24 protein-coding genes and 1 pseudogene are annotated in these 13,783 nt (G+C 58.9%); 9 read left to right on the forward strand and 16 right to left on the reverse strand.

The window, feature by feature from the left end:
• Positions 1–141: 141 nt before the first annotated feature.
• Positions 142–1,206 (reverse strand): YeeE/YedE family protein, encoded by a 1,065-nt coding sequence (locus tag ACIQ39_RS14930; RefSeq protein ID WP_396435397.1) that lies wholly within the window; start codon positions 1,204–1,206, stop codon positions 142–144.
• A 129-nt stretch (positions 1,207–1,335) separates the two neighbouring features.
• Between ACIQ39_RS14930 and ACIQ39_RS14935 the strand changes: the two genes are divergently transcribed.
• From ACIQ39_RS14935 to ACIQ39_RS14955, 5 genes are all read left to right on the forward strand, one after another.
• Positions 1,336–1,806: a thioredoxin family protein gene (locus ACIQ39_RS14935; protein WP_396435398.1), complete on the forward strand. Its 471-nt coding sequence runs from the start codon at positions 1,336–1,338 to the stop codon at positions 1,804–1,806.
• Positions 1,807–1,860: 54 nt separating this feature from the next.
• Positions 1,861–2,454 carry a Crp/Fnr family transcriptional regulator gene (locus tag ACIQ39_RS14940; RefSeq protein WP_396435399.1) on the forward strand — a complete coding sequence of 198 codons (594 nt, stop codon included), beginning with the start codon at positions 1,861–1,863 and terminating at the stop codon, positions 2,452–2,454.
• Between the two features lie 295 nt (positions 2,455–2,749).
• Positions 2,750–3,217, forward strand: coding sequence for a DUF1203 domain-containing protein (locus ACIQ39_RS14945; RefSeq protein WP_396435400.1), 468 nt, complete (start codon positions 2,750–2,752; stop codon positions 3,215–3,217).
• 196 nt (positions 3,218–3,413) lie between these two features.
• Positions 3,414–4,775 (forward strand): NAD(P)/FAD-dependent oxidoreductase, encoded by a 1,362-nt coding sequence (locus ACIQ39_RS14950; RefSeq protein ID WP_396435401.1) that lies wholly within the window; start codon positions 3,414–3,416, stop codon positions 4,773–4,775.
• 28 nt (positions 4,776–4,803) lie between these two features.
• Positions 4,804–5,127 carry a hypothetical protein gene (locus tag ACIQ39_RS14955; protein ID WP_396435402.1) on the forward strand — a complete coding sequence of 108 codons (324 nt, stop codon included), beginning with the start codon at positions 4,804–4,806 and terminating at the stop codon, positions 5,125–5,127.
• 5 nt (positions 5,128–5,132) lie between these two features.
• Here ACIQ39_RS14955 and ACIQ39_RS14960 read toward each other — a convergent pair whose 3' ends face one another.
• Both ACIQ39_RS14960 and ACIQ39_RS14965 read right to left on the reverse strand, forming a co-directional pair.
• A complete protein-coding gene (locus tag ACIQ39_RS14960) occupies positions 5,133–5,753 on the reverse strand; it encodes a class I SAM-dependent methyltransferase (RefSeq protein WP_396435403.1) in 621 nt (206 codons plus the stop codon).
• Positions 5,754–5,781: 28 nt separating this feature from the next.
• The gene (locus ACIQ39_RS14965) at positions 5,782–6,285 is read right to left on the reverse strand and encodes an RrF2 family transcriptional regulator (RefSeq protein ID WP_396435404.1); all 504 of its coding nucleotides are present in this window, start codon (positions 6,283–6,285) and stop codon (positions 5,782–5,784) included.
• Positions 6,286–6,402: 117 nt separating this feature from the next.
• On the opposite strand from ACIQ39_RS14965, the gene ACIQ39_RS14970 reads away from it, so the two are divergent.
• Entirely contained in the window at positions 6,403–7,452 is a 1,050-nt protein-coding gene (locus ACIQ39_RS14970; protein ID WP_396435405.1) for a MerR family transcriptional regulator, read from the forward strand.
• A gap of 154 nt (positions 7,453–7,606) precedes the next feature.
• On the opposite strand, the gene ACIQ39_RS14975 is transcribed toward ACIQ39_RS14970, so the two are convergent.
• Positions 7,607–8,080: a Dps family protein gene (locus ACIQ39_RS14975; protein WP_396435406.1), complete on the reverse strand. Its 474-nt coding sequence runs from the start codon at positions 8,078–8,080 to the stop codon at positions 7,607–7,609.
• Between the two features lie 175 nt (positions 8,081–8,255).
• Here ACIQ39_RS14975 and ACIQ39_RS14980 point away from each other — a divergent pair, with 175 nt between their 5' ends.
• Together ACIQ39_RS14980 and ACIQ39_RS14985 are read left to right on the forward strand one after the other, a co-directional pair.
• The gene (locus tag ACIQ39_RS14980) at positions 8,256–8,687 is read left to right on the forward strand and encodes a rhodanese-like domain-containing protein (protein ID WP_396435407.1); all 432 of its coding nucleotides are present in this window, start codon (positions 8,256–8,258) and stop codon (positions 8,685–8,687) included.
• Positions 8,688–8,817: 130 nt separating this feature from the next.
• On the forward strand, positions 8,818–9,186 hold the full coding sequence (locus ACIQ39_RS14985) for a prevent-host-death protein (protein WP_396435408.1): 369 nt from the start codon (positions 8,818–8,820) through the stop codon (positions 9,184–9,186).
• A gap of 80 nt (positions 9,187–9,266) precedes the next feature.
• On the opposite strand, the gene ACIQ39_RS14990 is transcribed toward ACIQ39_RS14985, so the two are convergent.
• The 12 genes and pseudogenes from ACIQ39_RS14990 to ACIQ39_RS15045 all read right to left on the reverse strand — a co-directional run bounded on the left by ACIQ39_RS14990 (position 9,267) and on the right by ACIQ39_RS15045 (position 13,267).
• A complete protein-coding gene (locus tag ACIQ39_RS14990) occupies positions 9,267–9,428 on the reverse strand; it encodes a DUF86 domain-containing protein (protein WP_396435409.1) in 162 nt (53 codons plus the stop codon).
• Positions 9,429–9,461: 33 nt separating this feature from the next.
• Entirely contained in the window at positions 9,462–9,611 is a 150-nt protein-coding gene (locus ACIQ39_RS14995) for a DUF86 domain-containing protein (RefSeq protein WP_396435410.1), read from the reverse strand.
• Positions 9,601–9,909 (reverse strand): nucleotidyltransferase family protein, encoded by a 309-nt coding sequence (locus ACIQ39_RS15000; RefSeq protein WP_396435411.1) that lies wholly within the window; start codon positions 9,907–9,909, stop codon positions 9,601–9,603. Before ACIQ39_RS15000 ends, ACIQ39_RS14995 begins: the two co-directional genes overlap by 11 nt.
• A 256-nt stretch (positions 9,910–10,165) precedes the next feature.
• Positions 10,166–10,447: pseudogene (locus ACIQ39_RS15005) on the reverse strand (DUF86 domain-containing protein); the annotation flags it as partial.
• Positions 10,444–10,734, reverse strand: coding sequence for a nucleotidyltransferase family protein (locus ACIQ39_RS15010; RefSeq protein WP_396435412.1), 291 nt, complete (start codon positions 10,732–10,734; stop codon positions 10,444–10,446). The gene ACIQ39_RS15010 and the pseudogene ACIQ39_RS15005, both read right to left, overlap by 4 nt.
• A 65-nt stretch (positions 10,735–10,799) precedes the next feature.
• Positions 10,800–11,003, reverse strand: coding sequence for a DUF924 family protein (locus ACIQ39_RS15015; protein ID WP_396435413.1), 204 nt, complete (start codon positions 11,001–11,003; stop codon positions 10,800–10,802).
• Complete coding sequence (locus tag ACIQ39_RS15020) at positions 11,004–11,252, reverse strand: DUF924 family protein (RefSeq protein ID WP_396435414.1); 249 nt, start codon at positions 11,250–11,252, stop codon at positions 11,004–11,006. It lies immediately after the preceding gene.
• Positions 11,253–11,255: 3 nt separating this feature from the next.
• Positions 11,256–11,549 carry a type II toxin-antitoxin system RelE/ParE family toxin gene (locus ACIQ39_RS15025; protein WP_396435415.1) on the reverse strand — a complete coding sequence of 98 codons (294 nt, stop codon included), beginning with the start codon at positions 11,547–11,549 and terminating at the stop codon, positions 11,256–11,258.
• Positions 11,546–11,770, reverse strand: a complete 225-nt coding sequence (locus ACIQ39_RS15030) for an addiction module protein (RefSeq protein ID WP_396435416.1) — start codon at positions 11,768–11,770, stop codon at positions 11,546–11,548. The genes ACIQ39_RS15025 and ACIQ39_RS15030 overlap by 4 nt, the downstream gene beginning before the upstream one ends.
• Positions 11,771–11,811: 41 nt before the next feature.
• Positions 11,812–12,231 (reverse strand): DUF924 family protein, encoded by a 420-nt coding sequence (locus ACIQ39_RS15035; protein WP_396435417.1) that lies wholly within the window; start codon positions 12,229–12,231, stop codon positions 11,812–11,814.
• Positions 12,232–12,639: 408 nt separating this feature from the next.
• Positions 12,640–12,948 (reverse strand): helix-turn-helix domain-containing protein, encoded by a 309-nt coding sequence (locus tag ACIQ39_RS15040; protein ID WP_396435418.1) that lies wholly within the window; start codon positions 12,946–12,948, stop codon positions 12,640–12,642.
• A complete protein-coding gene (locus tag ACIQ39_RS15045; RefSeq protein ID WP_396435419.1) occupies positions 12,941–13,267 on the reverse strand; it encodes a type II toxin-antitoxin system RelE/ParE family toxin in 327 nt (108 codons plus the stop codon). Before ACIQ39_RS15045 ends, ACIQ39_RS15040 begins: the two co-directional genes overlap by 8 nt.
• A gap of 70 nt (positions 13,268–13,337) precedes the next feature.
• Here ACIQ39_RS15045 and ACIQ39_RS15050 point away from each other — a divergent pair, with 70 nt between their 5' ends.
• Entirely contained in the window at positions 13,338–13,712 is a 375-nt protein-coding gene (locus tag ACIQ39_RS15050) for a winged helix-turn-helix domain-containing protein (protein ID WP_396435420.1), read from the forward strand.
• Positions 13,713–13,783 lie beyond the last annotated feature (71 nt).

Below are 13,783 nucleotides of genomic sequence, written 5' to 3' on the forward strand. Positions count from 1 at the left end.
TATGAACCTCAACCTCACGAACCGCCTAGTGCGGACCCGCATGCTAGGTGGTGTGGCAGGGGCGCAGTCATGTTGACTGCCCCCTATGCCGATTGGGTTTATCGCAAAGGCTGTGCTCAAACGCAAGCTGAAAACCAGCCCTCAGATGGGCCAACCCATGCTGCGATTGACGCGCCAAGCCATGCCCGCACCCAGCCAAATGGCGATCAAGGTCAGCCAGGCCGTGAGCGAGAAGACCGAGCCCCCGCTCATGCCCGCGCCCACCGTGCAGCCGCCTGCCAACACCGCACCAAAGCCCATCAGCACCGCGCCAATCAGGTAGTGGCCCAATTTGTTTTCGGTCTTGAAGCCCTCCAACTTGAACTCCGCCCCGAGCAGCGCACCCAACAATGAGCCCGCAAAAGTGGCAGGCAACAAACCCGCATCAAAGCCCACGCTGGGCGATGTGCCACTGGACAGCACCCGCATCAGCATCTCTGCCGATGCGCTGCTGAAACTCAAGCCCTGAATTTGCACCGCCTCAAACGACTGCGCTGCGATGGCCTGTGTCAACCCCCAACCCAGTGCGATGCTCAAGCCCACAATGACGGCACCCAGCGCCAAGCCCCAACGGCGCTGGTGTGTCTTGAAGAAAAAGAAAAATCCGGTACCCAAAGCCAGCAAAGCCAGCACCAAACCACCCGGGGGGCCAAGGCCCGACAACTGCAGCAAATCGCGCCCGGGCCCACCATCGATGGGCCACCAACTGGCCATGGCTTGTCGAGCAGGCGCGAGCCAACCGGCAATGCTGGCCTGCACCGTGACGGCAAACACCAGGCCCGCGAGCAGGGCGCGCAAATTGCCATTGGCCGACAAGATCAGCAAACGGCTGGCGCAGCCGCGCGTCAAAATCATGCCCGCGCCAAACAACAAGCCGCCCAGCACCGCACCCGACACGCTGCCAGCTGCGCCAATGTAGCGGGCGTCTGCAGGCTTGAGCCCGCCCGCCCACACCAGCGCCTGCACGCCCACCAGCGCCGCGCCAAAAGCCAGCCACCACACGCTGAAACGGTCGCCTGTTTGGCCTTCGCAGCACTCCACCACGGCCGCACGGGCACAAAACCGGGTGCGCTGGGCCGCCAAGCCAAAGATGAAACCCACCAAAGCACCCGCCATGGCCAGTACATTGGAGTCCCCCCAAGATTCAAGCAAGCTTGCGATGTTCACGGATTTCTCCAATAATTCATTGTTTTCTTATATGTTCTGATCGGGCTTTGCAAAGCGACAGCCCGCCCCGCAAAACCCGACATTGTCCACGGTCCGCAATTCATGGCTTCCAACCCGACTATGTTTTCTTTGTCTGATCTGCGACGCCGCGACTGGTTTTTACGGGCGGGGGTATTGTTAGGGGCCACGTCGGCTTGGGCGCAATCTGGCGCAGCTGCCACCTTGCCTGCAGCCCAGTCATTGCCCGACGAACTGTCCCAAGCCCTGAAAAACAAGCATCCCTTGATCGTCATGGTCAGCTTGGACGGCTGCGGTTTTTGCCACCGTGCCCGACAAAGCCATCTGTCGCCCATGCAGCGTGCGGGCACGCCTATCGTGCAAGTTGACATGCGCAATCCCCAGCCCGTGCTCGATTTCGCGGGCAAACTCACCACGCATGACCAACTGACCCGGCTGTGGAAAGTCTCCATCACCCCCACGCTGCTGTTTTTTGGTCCGGGCGGCAAAGAGGTGGCCGAACGGATGGAAGGGGCCTACCAACCCGACTTTTATGGCCCGTATTTGGAAGACCGAATCGCCCAAGGGCGCAAAGCCCTGTAAGGTCAAGAACAAGCGTCAGCGGGTGGCTGGTGTGACAGTGCTACCCTCAAGAATATGATCCCCATCAAGATTGACTCGGCCTGGAAAGGCACCTCGGACTGCCGCAACTGCGGCATCCGCGACATGGTGCTCTTTGCCGACCTGAACGAGCAAGACTTTGGCGAAATCCACACCCCCATCGACGACATGGTGTTCGCCGCAGACGCCCCCCTGTACACCGAAGGCCAAAGCGCCCTGGGTGTGTTCACGCTGCGCAAAGGCATGGTCAAACTGGTGCGCACCACCGCCGACGGCCGCGAACGCATCGTGCGCGTGCTGCGCCCCGGCGACGTGATTGGCCTCGAAGCCCTGGCCACCGCCCGCTACGACAGCGAAGCCATTGCCTTGGTTGAAGCCCAGGTTTGCCGCATTCCTCTGTCGGTGCTGCACCACCTGTCGTCCAACTCGCCTCGCCTGCACAAACGCCTGATGCAAAAGTGGCAGCACGCCCTGAAAGACGCCGACGACTGGCTGGCCGACCTGAACTTCGGCTCGGCCCGCCAACGCGTGGCCGCCCTGGCCCTGAAAATGCGCGATACCGACCAACCCGGCATCACCTCGTTTTTTGCGCGCGAAGACATGGGCGCGATGCTCGATATCAAACTCTAAACCGTCAGCCGCGAGATCAGCAGCTTGGTGCGCGACGGTGCCCTCAAGCCTTGTGACAAACAGGGCAGGCGCTATGAAATTGCAAATGAGGCCTTGTTGCAGCGCTGAGTGGGTAGATTTCATGCGCCACATCCGGGTGGACGATGACATGAGGGCCATGAACTTCAAAGCGTTTTCCAGAACGCGCAGATGGCGGTAGTCAGCAGGTGCGATCAGAAATCACAGGTCCGAAATCGACCTATTTCGGCGGTACCGATCAGGCATCATGGAGCCATTCAATCAGCAGGAGCAGATCATGGCATTTCGTATTCAAGGCCTTGCACCGGACCATTTTTCACACCTCTTCGGTCTCAGTGATGGTGTTTTGCGTGAGCATCAGGTTGTGCGCTACGCCGTTGACTCCAACCCGGGCTTTCCAGACCGCATCACCTTGCGCGATGCACCTGTAGGCCAGTCGGTATTGTTGGTGAACTATTTGCACTTGGATGTTGCAAGCCCCTATCGTTCGCAGCATGCGATTTTTGTCTTGGAAGGAGCTCAGCAAGCCTTCAATGAAATTGACAGGGTGCCCGAGGTTCTTCGCACGCGTACTTTGTCGCTGCGCGCCTACGACGCCCAGGGCATGATGTTGGATGCCGATCTGGTAGAAGGTGTGGAGGTCGAAACATGGATCGGTCGTTTTTTTGACAATCCCGCGGTCGACTACCTTCATGCTCACAATGCCAGGCCCGGATGTTTCGCGTGCCGCATTGATCGTCATTGAGTCTTTTTATTGATCCCGCCCCTTATTTACCAGATCGAGGCCAACACGATCAATTTCGTGCGCGCTGGAACGCATTCAGAACTTTTCAGCAGCTGACGGCAATCGCAGACATCTTTCTTCTTGCCCAAGAATTGATTTGCCTCAAGCCGTTTGCGTTTCAAGCTGCCAAGATGCTGCCTCTGCACGAGGAGACACCATGGCAACGAATCCCACCCCCACCCCAACTTCAACTCCAACCCCCACCCGCGCTTCAACCTCCGCGCTGAGCCGCCGCCAGTGCTTGCTGGGTTCGGCAGGCGCGGCCGTTTTGGCCAGCGCCGCGCCCGCTGCCCAGGCGGCCAAAACCAAGACGCAGGCGCACATCGTGATTTTGGGCGGAGGCCTCGGCGGCATTGCGGTGGCCAACCGTCTCCATGCCTTGCTCGACGGGGCCAAGATCACCCTGATCGACCGCAAGCAAGAACACCACTACCAGCCCGGTTACACCCTGGTGGCCACGGGCGTGTGGCCGGTGAGCAAGGTGCTGGACCGCAATGCCGACTTCCACCCGCCGCAGCTCAATTGGATCAAGGACATGGTCAGCGAGCTGGACCCGGCCAGCAACACGGTGGTGACGTCTTCGGGCCAGCGCGTCCAGTACGACTACCTGGTGGTGGCCATGGGCACGCACCAGGACTGGTCGTTGATCGAGGGCATGGATGTGAGCGCGATTGGCCAAAAGGGCCTGACCAGCGTCTACCCCAGCCCCGAGGCGGCGCAGGCCACTTGGGCCAGCATGGACGCGTTTCGGCTCAAGGGCGGCAATGCGGTGCTGACGCTGCCTGCCACGCCGCTCAAGTGCGCGGGTGCGCCCCTCAAGATGACTTTCATGCTGCGCGACCGCCTGGCGCAGTCGGGCACGCTGGGCCAATCCAAGGTCACGTTTTACTCGGCTTTGGGCAATGTCTTTGGTGTCAAGGTGGTGAATGACAACGTGCTCTCGCGCTGGAAGGATTTGGGCATCGCGGTCGAGAGCACACAAAAGCTGCAGAGCATCGACATCGGTGCGCAGCGGGCGCGTTTTGTCTCGCCCGAAGGCGCGAGCACCGAAGTGTCTTACGACTTCATCCATGTGGTGCCGCCCATGCGTGCGCCCGATGCGGTCAAAAACTCCGACTTGGCCTGGAAAGAAGGCCCCTTTGCCGCTGGGGGCTGGTTGGAGGTCGACCCGCAAACCCTGCAACACCGCCGCTACCCCAATGTGTTTGGCGTGGGCGATGTGAACGGCACGCCGCGTGGCAAGACGGCGGCCACCGTCAAAAAGAGTGCGCCCATCGTGGCCGAACATTTGGTGGACGTGATCGCGGGCCGTGCGCTTGGCCAAAAGTTTGATGGCTACACCTCGTGCCCCTTGATCGTCAAAGAGGGATCGGCCATGCTCATTGAGTTCGACTACCAAGGCCGTCTCACCCCCTCGCTGCCCATGATCGAGCCGCTGCAGGCGGGCTACTTTGCTTGGTTGATGAAAATCCACCTGCTCAAGCCGGCCTACATGGCCACGCTCAAGGGCCGGGTTTGAAGCACACTCAAGACATCAGGAGACGCACATGTATGAAATCTGGCTGGCAATGAACATCGCCTACGAAATCGCCCAAGGCCTGTGGCCTGCGCTGTGGCCTTTGGCGCTGGTGTGGGTAGTGGTGATGGTGATCAACCGCAAAAAGCTGGCGCAAGTCAGAGGCTCGGTGCTGGCCGCTGTGGCCGTGTTGGTGTCGCTGGTGGCGGTGCTGGCCTTGCCGTCTTTGGGCGCATCGTCCTTGGCCGACATGGGGTATTGGGTGGACTGGGCCAGTTTGCTGGGCCAAGCCGCAGCGCTCGGCGTGGCAGCTGCGCTGCTGCTGTGGCCCGTGTTGGCCATGCGGCAAGGCTGAGCGCTTCAAACTGGCTTGCGCGCGGTCAGGCCCAACAAACCCGACATGCCCTTGTGGCCCGTGCCTTCGGTGATATCGGCCTCGTAGGTGCGCAGGTCCAAGATGTCCAAGTGGCCAAAGGCGTCCAACATCATTTCTTCGTCGTACAAATGGGCCAATTTGCCGGGGCCGCCCGTGTTGAAGTCAAGTTGTCTTGCGGTGTAGCCCTGAATGACCAGGGTGCCACCGGGCTTGAGGCTGTCGGTCATTTGGGCAAACAAGCTTGACCTTTCCTCTGGTGTGGCGAATTGAAAAAAGATGCCCACCACGTTGTCATAGTGTTCGCTTGTCCAGTCAAACGACTGCCAATCGCTGCACACAAAGTTCACCTGCACTTGGCGTTTTTGGGCCAAAGCTTGCGCCTTTTGAATGGCATTCGCAGAGAAATCAAAAGCATCAACCCTCAGGCCTTGCTCAGCCAGCCACACCCCGTTGCGGCCCTCACCATCGGCCACAGCCAGCGCGCTGCCTGCAGCCAAATGCGCCGCTTGGGCTTGCAGGTAAGCGTTGGGCTCAAGGCCAAACACATAGTGCTCGGCGGCAAAGCGTTGGTTCCAAGTGTCTTGGGGCTTGTTGAATGCGTTCATGGCTCAGGTCCTCATTGGAGCGTCAAGGCTAACAGAGACCCTGCATCGTCATGTGCAACTGAAACACCGAGTTGGGCGCGTTGGGCACCAAGGGCGCTGCCAAAGGTTTGAACTTGAAGCGGTTGACGATGGGCGCTTGCTCGGACAAGGCCATGGATTGCACAGCCACAAAATCAGCCAGAAAAAACTGGCTCAAGGTGTCAACAATCACCTGCTCTAGGCCCCACTCGTAGTCGCCCGCCTCCAAAGGCGCGGACTCGCTGCCTTGCTGTTCGAGTGTGGGCTCGAAGGCGCTGGCAATGTCCCACATGGACAACAAGGCCAAGTCACCGCGTATCTCATAACCGCCCCCCGGCCCCTTGCGCGAAGACACGATGGCGTGGTCTTTCAAAGGCTTGAGGATGCTCTCCAAGTTGGACACGGACAGGTTCAAGCGCTGAGCCAGTTGTGTTGTTGAGACGCGGCGGTGGTGTTGCTGCGAGGCGATGACCACGCACACATCGATGGCGTTGATGGTTTTATTTGAAATCATGTCGGAGCACCCCCTTTGAACAGCATTTTGCGACCAATAGCTACTCAAATCACTTTAATTTCTGAAAATCACGATTTTTCGACATAAAATCTACGCAAAACCTTTACAAAGATCCGCATGCCCCCAAGCCTCTCCGCAACACCCCCCACGTCTACGTCCACGTCCACGTCCACGTCCACCTCCACGTCCACGTCCACAGCGACGCAGTCCCCGCTCTACCGCATTGGTGCCGTGTCAAAAGCCACGGCCATTCCCGTCTCCACACTGCGCATTTGGCAAACGCGTTACGCTGCCTTCAGCCCAGTCAAGACACAAGGCAACCAGCGTTTGTTTGCCGACCACGATGTTTCCAAAGCGCATTTGCTCAAACAATTGTCTGAGGCTGGACATGGCATCGGCAGCATCGCCCACTTGGCGTTGGCGCAGTTGCGCCAGTTGAGCCATTCAGAGCTGCGCACGCCAGCAGCGCATCACTTGGCGCAGCCCGTGTGTTTGGCGGTGGTGGGTTTGGGCTTGGCCAACCGCATTGAATCGCGTCCATTTGCCGATGTTTTGAGTCAGCACCGCATCCAAGTGACCGATGTGCTGGAAAATCTGGAGACTGCACGCGCCACCCCCTTTTCAGACCGGCCACAAGTCTTGTTGATCAAGGTCAACTCCTTGCACGACAAAGTGTTCGAGTCGATTCGCGTTTTGATGCAGCGACACCCGTTTGCGCAAACCATCGTGCTGTACCACTTTGCGCCAGATGTGGTGGTGCGGGCCATGAAGTTGGCGGGTTTGATCGTGCGGCGTGACCCGATGTCAGACACCGAGCTGGCCGAGTTGCTGCAATCGATTTTGTTTGTTGACCGTGAACGCGCACAGGCTTTTGGGCACCAGGGCGCTGTCATCTCCCAAAGAAAATACTCCGATGGCACTTTGCGCCGGGTTGCTGGCATCTCGACCAATGTGCTGTGCGAATGCCCTAAACACGTGGCCGAACTGATCGCGCAATTGGCCAGTTTTGAAGAGTACAGCCAAGAGTGCTTGAACAAAAATACAGAGGACTCCCACTTGCACTCTTACCTGCGGTCTATCTCTGGCTCGGCACGCTCACTGTTTGAAAACGCCCTTGAAAAAATCGCCGAGCACGAGGGCATTGATTTGCGCGAAAAAACCGCTTGAACCAAGGCTTGGCAGGGGTGCAGACCCAGCAGCGAGGACCGGGTTCAGACCCGGCGCGCCAGCACCACTGCAGCGGCCCCACCTTGATCCTGAAATGAAGGCACCATGCCTGCCGTGTTGGCAGGCGCTCAAGGGCGTTGAGGGCCTGTGCGACTCATTCCTCAAGCAAGCTGCGCAGCATCCAGGCGGTTTGCTCGTGCACCGCAATGCGCTGAGTCAGCAAGTCTGCGCTGGGCTCGTCTTTGGCTTGTTCGACCACGGCATACAAACCGCGTGCGGTGCGGGCCACAGCTTCGTGGCCTTGCGCCAAGATCGCCACCATCTGCATGGCTTTGGGCGGCAGGGCGGGGGCATCGGGCAGCGAGCTGAGTTGGGCGAATTGGGCATACGAGCCCGGCGCCGGGTGGCCCAGCGAGCGGATGCGCTCTGCAATCGGGTCCACCGCGTTCCACAACTCGGTGTACTGCAGCATGAACATGGCGTGCAAGCTGTTGAACATGGGGCCGGTCACGTTCCAGTGAAAATTGTGCGTGGTCATGTACAGCGTGTAGGTGTCGGCCAACAAGTGGCTCAGGCCGTTGGTGATCGCCAAGCGCTGCGTTTCTGAGATGCCGATGTCGATTTTCATGGGGGTTCCTTGGTGTCATGAAGGGTTAAATTGGATGGGCTCAGTAGGGCATGCGTGATCGGTGGTGTCTGTTCGACAGCACGCGCTGGCAAATTGACCAACAACGCGGCCCTGGTCCGAGTATGGGGGATGGCCATTAAATATAATAAAACGCTGATATTTAAAAGGACACCCCATGCGGACTGTTTCATGGCGACGGCTGAGCGTGTTGGGCGCGGTGTGCGCGCTGGTTATTTTGCAAGCTTGTAGCCCAGAGCTGGACTTGCCCAATGTCTCGCTTGAACAAGCCCGCGCTGAGCACGAAGCGGGCAAGGCCTGGATGATCGACATCCGCGAACCGCAGGAGCACGCCACCGGGGTGGCGCAAGGCGTGGTCTTGTTGCCCATGAGCCAAGTGGCGCAGCGCGTGGCCGAAATTCCCAAGCAGCTTGAGCAACCGGTTTTGCTGATCTGCAACACCCAAAACCGCTCAAGGGCCGTGACCGAGGCGCTGCAAGCCCAAGGGTTTTCTAACATCCGCTATGTCAATGGCGGCATGAGCGAATGGGCCAAACGCGGCTGGCCCATGGTCAAACCGCAAGATTTGGTGGGACCCTCTCCATCTTGAAATCGTGCTGGGTCGGCCCCAAAAAACCCACACTGCGCGGCCTCTGGCGGATGAACAAAGCCCTGCACAATTGTGCAATGTGCAATGTGCAATGTGCAATGTGCAATGTGCAATGTGCAAGGAGCCGCTCATGGTTTTTTCTGCCAGCGACGTCTTGCCATTCACACAAGCCCACGCCCAGCTGTCCGAACTGGCCGACCAGGCCAAGGCCGGGGCAGAAAAGATCATCACCCAAAACGACGAGAGCCATGTGGCGCTGATCGCCGCCGACCGGCTGGACTGCTACCACCGGCTGGCGCGCGAACGCATTCACCTGCTGTTGATCGACGACGCCAAGCGCGGCTTGGCCGACATCGCCGCGGGCCGCACCCTTGCAGCAAACGCCGCGCTCACCCAGCTGCAACAGCGGCGCAGCTCAAAACCCCGACCCCGCCTCACCCAAAAACGCCAGCTCCTCGGGCGTGGACTCGCGGCCCAAGATGGCAAAGATTTGGAATGAAAGGGTGGGGGAAGCGGCCAAAGCGCTCGCTGATGGCTTGGTGACGCAGTTCAAAGCGCCAGGTGTTTTCGAAGCCAGGCTTAAGGCTGATCATTCAGCAAAAGCTGAACGGCATTGATCAAACCAGGGAGAGACTTTTGAGCAATGGTCCACACCGTGCTGGAGTTGACCGTGGCGTAACCATGGATTAATTGATTCCGAAACGCCACGATTTGAGGCAAGTCAGGCAGTTGAGCTGCCATGGCTGCATCCAACTTGGAGAGTTGCTTGAGTGCCTATCCGATCACTTCAAACTTGCGTTCAACCGCTGCCTGAACCAGTTGATTGTTTTCGTAGGAGGCAATATCCAAGCCTGCTGTGAAAGTTTGAATGGCCAGCGCCGCTTCACGCACGTCCCACAAAAAAGCGCGCGGGTCACGTTGCATAGATGGCTTCTCGGTGCTGGTTCATGCTCGCCAGCACAAAGGGGTTGCGCACGGCACCGGGCTCGACCAGATCGACACCGCGGCCCAACAAGGATTCCAGCTCGGACTTGATGCCAAAAAAGCGGTGCAGGTCGGCGGGTGCTTCCTTTGAAAACTCCACCAAAAAGTCGGCATCGCTGTGCTCGGCATCAAAGTCGTCGCCGCGAGCAGCGGAGCCGAACACCTCCAGCCGGCGGATTTGGTATCGCTGACAGATGGCCGAAATGTCGGCGCGGTGTTGGGCTATGGCGGGGTGCATGGGGCAAGTTTAGCGAGGTTCTGCGAGAAAGAGCATGGAGGCTGCTTTGAAAGAACATGCCAATCTCAAACCCCCGACCCCGCCTCACCCAAAAACGCCAGCTCCTCGGGGGTGGAATCGCGGCCCAAGATGGCAAAGATTTGGGATGAAAGGGTGGGGGTGGCGGCCAACAGCGCGGCCCCGAATCGCCTCACTCAGAAATGATGGAGTCGAGCTGAACTTTGAGTGTGGGCAGTGCCGTTTGCAAAGTGTCTCAAACCACAAGCAGATCGATGTCGAAATAACCGTGTGCAATGCGGTTGCGCATGCCGCGCATGCTTCGCCATGGAATCTCGGCATGCTCGGCGGCAAATTCAGGGTGCTGGTCCATGACTTTGGTGGCGGCTTCGCCCAACACAATCAGGCTCATGACCACTGCTTGCTGTGTGCGCTTGTCCTGCTCGAAATCGGGCTGCGTCATGCATTTTGTGAACGCCTGTGCGTCAGCGATCGCTTGGCGCATGTGACCCAAGTAATCGGGCAAACGGTTGATCGTCATAGCGGGCGGGCTTCTTGCACCACCGCATCTCGAAATTTGGCGGGCAAGTCTTTGGGGGTGAGCACATCGACGGACACACCCAACAAGGTTTGCAACTCGTCTTGCAAACCACCCAAATCAAACAGCGTGGTGCCCGGTAGAGGGTCGACCAACAAATCCAAGTCGCTGCCCTCGATGTCATGGCCATGCAAAGCCGAACCAAACACCCGTGGGTTGGCCACGCGATGACGGGCTGCAGCTTGGCAGACGGCATCGCGGTGTTGGCTGAGTGCTTGGGAGGGGCGCATGGGCGGAAGTTTAAAGCGATTGACCACAGCTGCCTATCCAAGAGGCGCGGCTCACAAAAGGGCAGCTAAAACCCCGACCCCGGCTCACTCAAAAACACCAGCTCCTCGGGCGTGGACTCGCGGCCCAGCAGGGCGTTGCGATGGGGGTAGCGGCCAAAGCGCTCGGTGATGGCTTGGTTGCGCAGTTCAAAGCGCAGGGTGTCTTGCATGCCCGGCTGATCAAACAGGGCCACCGCTTGCGCATGCACCAGGGCGGACTCGCTGTGCATTTAGGGCATGAAAGGCAAAGCTGCGCTGCGACAGGGGCAGGCTGCGGTCTTGCCCACTGGCCACCAGCTCTTGCGCCAGCGCCAAGGCCAGCGCGTCTTGCGCCAAGCAAACTCATCACACCGCGCCGCCGCCGCCAGCGTGGCGCCGAAGCGGGTGCGGATGGTTTCGTCCAAGGCAGCGTCTTTGGCGAAGTGGTGCTTGGGGGTGAGTTCGGTGAACCAGAAGTCGAGGACAGCGCAGGCTTGCATGACTCAGTTCACGCGGCCTTGCCAATATGCAGGGCGGCGGTGCAAATGCGCAACTGCCACGACCAAAATGCCATCTTGATCGATGTTGTAAATGACGCCGTATGGAAATCTGCGCAGCCGACAGCGACGCGTCTGGTTTGAAAGCGGATGCCAGCCAAGTGGATGCCGCTCAATGAGCTGGATGGTGCGCAGAAACTCCACCAAAAACGAATCGCCCAAGCCTGGGGCTTGTTGAGCGTACCAATGGATCGCCTCGTCCAGCTCGGATTGAGCTGTGGGCAAAAGGCGCACGCTCATGCCGCTTTGACTTGGTATTTGGCAATGACCTCGTTCAAGGGGATGGCTTGAATCTCACCCCGGCGGTAAGCCGCTAACCGAGACTCAGCCTCTTGTGCCCATTGCGCATCCAGAGACTCGTCCCGTTCATCCAATGTGTCCAGAATCTGATCGACCAAAGCCATGCGCTCGTCGGGGGGCAGTTGTGATGCTTGATCGCAGAGTTGTTTGGCGGTGGGCATGTGGGACTCCAAAGGGCAGGGACAAGTCAGTTTAGCTAAGTTCAAAGCGCAAGGTGCCTTCGAGGCCCAGCTGCACAAACAGGGCGAAGGCTTACGAGTGCACCAAGGCGGACTCGCTGTGCATGTAGGGCATGAAAGGCAAAGCTGCGCTGCGACTGGGGCAGGCTGCGGTCTTGCCCAGTGGCCACCAGCTCTTGCACCAGCGCCAAGGCCAGCGCCTCTTGCGCAAAGGCTTGGGGTGTGTCGCTGTACACGTTGCGCGAGAACTGGTCGAGCACCAAAACCTCGGCCAGGCGCCCCTCGGGCGTGGTGCGCCAGGCAAACAATTCACACCGCGACGCCGCCTCCAGCGTGGCGCCGAAGCGGGTGCGGATGGCTTTGTCCAGAACGGCGTCTTTGGCGTAATGCTGCTTGGGGGTGAGTTCGGTGAACCAGAAGTGGAGGATGGTTTTGGGTTGCATAACAGCTGGGTTCTTGCCGCTTTGAGAACCATGTCGATGTGCATGGACGAGTAAGGACAGAGCACCCCGCCAGACTCGGTGCGCTCCAGCAGCCCCAGGTCGGCCAGCAACACCATGTCTTCGTGTACGCGCTTAACGTCACGCTCCACCAAGCGGGCCAGCTCGCGCACCGACAGCGCGCCCTTGCCTTGAGAGGTGCGTACCAGCGCCCAGCGCTTTTCAGTCAGCTGGCCAAAGAAATGGCCAGGGCTTTCAAAGTTGAGCACCTCGCCTTGGTCAGTGCTTTGCTGCGCCACTTGGGCAGCTGCACGCAAACCGGCTTGCCAGTCGGCTTGCAAAGTGATGGTCAAAAAACGTTCGGTCATGTTGTTCTCCTGGCCGCTAAGGCGGCAATGAAGTCTTCCAACGTCACACCATTTGTATAACCAACTTTTTGCCGCAAGCTTGGGCGTATTTGCGCAATGTGGCAAAAGAAGGCGAATGCTTTTCGCTGCGCAAAGATGCCTCCAAGCGCGACACCGCAGAAACCGTTGTGCCCATGCGAGTGGCCACTTCGGCTTGGGTCAAGCCTGCGGCTTGACGTGCGTCCAGCATGGCATGCAGTGCGGTGTATTCCTCTTCCAGTTCGTCAAACGCTTTTTGCACGCCGGGCTTGGCCAGCAGTGCTTTGCGAAAAGCCGCATCGTGCGGCACGGGTTTGTAGCCAGATTCAGCCATGGTGCACATCCTTAAGTCGTTTACGGGCCAGCCGAAGCTCGGCGTCCGGGGTCGCTTGTGTCTTTTTCACAAACGAGTGCAGCACCACGATGGATCTGCCCACCTGCGTGCAATAAAACACCCGCCCAATACCTTCTGGCCCTTTGGGGCGCAACTCAAACAGTCCATTGCCCATCGCTTTGGAATGGGGCATTCGCAGATCAGCACCGTGAATGGCCATGGCATCTGTGAGCCTCACATAGTCTGCAACGATGCCTGCGGGCATGGACATCACCTCGCGCCGGACTTTGTCATTGAAGTAAGTGATCGACCAGTTCATGGGAAGAGAATATTAGCATATTTGCTAATATTTCAGTGCAGTGGGTAGTCTCCCAATCACCATTGATTTCATGCTCGATGCGATGGCCAACTCGCTGCACAAATACATGGATGTCGCGACGCGCACCGTGGACGAGATGCTGGAGCCTGTCCCTGTCAATGTCGGTGTCAATGTCGGTGTAAATGTCGGTGTAAGCGACCAAATTTTGGCGGCCTTGGCACATGAACCCCGCTTGTCCGCCGAGCAAGTCGCCGGTTTGCTGAACAAGAACACCCGCACCATTGAACGCCACTTGAAAGCCCTGCGCGAGCAGGGCCGCATCCAGCGCGTGGGTTCAGACAAGACCGGGGCCATTGGCAAATCATCGAAAGACCGGCGTGAGCGTGGGCAAGCCCATGCGCAAAGCCCATTCAACCTAGATCCGGCAGTTATTCTGTCATCGTGAGCTGACTTGGTGGATACCAAGGCGGCAGGGGGCGGGTGATTCTCTGCACCACGTAGTCCAAGAACGTCTTC

Origin of the sequence: Limnohabitans sp. (assembly GCF_044361645.1) — a bacterium.
Taxonomy (GTDB): Bacteria; Pseudomonadota; Gammaproteobacteria; order Burkholderiales; family Burkholderiaceae_C; genus Limnohabitans_A.

What these genes read in the sequence shown, in the direction of transcription:
- ACIQ39_RS14940 (WP_396435399.1), top strand. Translation starts at nt 1,861, where the DNA reads ATGATCCCCATCAAGATTGACTCGGCCTGGAAAGGCACCTCGGACTGC.
- ACIQ39_RS14945 (WP_396435400.1), top strand. Translation starts at nt 2,750, where the DNA reads ATGGCATTTCGTATTCAAGGCCTTGCACCGGACCATTTTTCACACCTC.
- ACIQ39_RS14950 (WP_396435401.1), top strand. Translation starts at nt 3,414, where the DNA reads ATGGCAACGAATCCCACCCCCACCCCAACTTCAACTCCAACCCCCACC.
- ACIQ39_RS14955 (WP_396435402.1), top strand. Translation starts at nt 4,804, where the DNA reads ATGTATGAAATCTGGCTGGCAATGAACATCGCCTACGAAATCGCCCAA.
- ACIQ39_RS14960 (WP_396435403.1), bottom strand. Translation starts at nt 5,753, where the DNA reads ATGAACGCATTCAACAAGCCCCAAGACACTTGGAACCAACGCTTTGCC.
- ACIQ39_RS14965 (WP_396435404.1), bottom strand. Translation starts at nt 6,285, where the DNA reads ATGATTTCAAATAAAACCATCAACGCCATCGATGTGTGCGTGGTCATC.
- ACIQ39_RS14970 (WP_396435405.1), top strand. Translation starts at nt 6,403, where the DNA reads ATGCCCCCAAGCCTCTCCGCAACACCCCCCACGTCTACGTCCACGTCC.
- ACIQ39_RS14975 (WP_396435406.1), bottom strand. Translation starts at nt 8,080, where the DNA reads ATGAAAATCGACATCGGCATCTCAGAAACGCAGCGCTTGGCGATCACC.
- ACIQ39_RS14980 (WP_396435407.1), top strand. Translation starts at nt 8,256, where the DNA reads ATGCGGACTGTTTCATGGCGACGGCTGAGCGTGTTGGGCGCGGTGTGC.
- ACIQ39_RS14985 (WP_396435408.1), top strand. Translation starts at nt 8,818, where the DNA reads ATGGTTTTTTCTGCCAGCGACGTCTTGCCATTCACACAAGCCCACGCC.
- ACIQ39_RS14990 (WP_396435409.1), bottom strand. Translation starts at nt 9,428, where the DNA reads ATGGCAGCTCAACTGCCTGACTTGCCTCAAATCGTGGCGTTTCGGAAT.
- ACIQ39_RS14995 (WP_396435410.1), bottom strand. Translation starts at nt 9,611, where the DNA reads ATGCAACGTGACCCGCGCGCTTTTTTGTGGGACGTGCGTGAAGCGGCG.
- ACIQ39_RS15000 (WP_396435411.1), bottom strand. Translation starts at nt 9,909, where the DNA reads ATGCACCCCGCCATAGCCCAACACCGCGCCGACATTTCGGCCATCTGT.
- ACIQ39_RS15010 (WP_396435412.1), bottom strand. Translation starts at nt 10,734, where the DNA reads ATGCGCCCCTCCCAAGCACTCAGCCAACACCGCGATGCCGTCTGCCAA.
- ACIQ39_RS15015 (WP_396435413.1), bottom strand. Translation starts at nt 11,003, where the DNA reads ATGCACAGCGAGTCCGCCCTGGTGCATGCGCAAGCGGTGGCCCTGTTT.
- ACIQ39_RS15020 (WP_396435414.1), bottom strand. Translation starts at nt 11,252, where the DNA reads ATGCAAGCCTGCGCTGTCCTCGACTTCTGGTTCACCGAACTCACCCCC.
- ACIQ39_RS15025 (WP_396435415.1), bottom strand. Translation starts at nt 11,549, where the DNA reads ATGAGCGTGCGCCTTTTGCCCACAGCTCAATCCGAGCTGGACGAGGCG.
- ACIQ39_RS15030 (WP_396435416.1), bottom strand. Translation starts at nt 11,770, where the DNA reads ATGCCCACCGCCAAACAACTCTGCGATCAAGCATCACAACTGCCCCCC.
- ACIQ39_RS15035 (WP_396435417.1), bottom strand. Translation starts at nt 12,231, where the DNA reads ATGCAACCCAAAACCATCCTCCACTTCTGGTTCACCGAACTCACCCCC.
- ACIQ39_RS15040 (WP_396435418.1), bottom strand. Translation starts at nt 12,948, where the DNA reads ATGGCTGAATCTGGCTACAAACCCGTGCCGCACGATGCGGCTTTTCGC.
- ACIQ39_RS15045 (WP_396435419.1), bottom strand. Translation starts at nt 13,267, where the DNA reads ATGAACTGGTCGATCACTTACTTCAATGACAAAGTCCGGCGCGAGGTG.
- ACIQ39_RS15050 (WP_396435420.1), top strand. Translation starts at nt 13,338, where the DNA reads ATGCTCGATGCGATGGCCAACTCGCTGCACAAATACATGGATGTCGCG.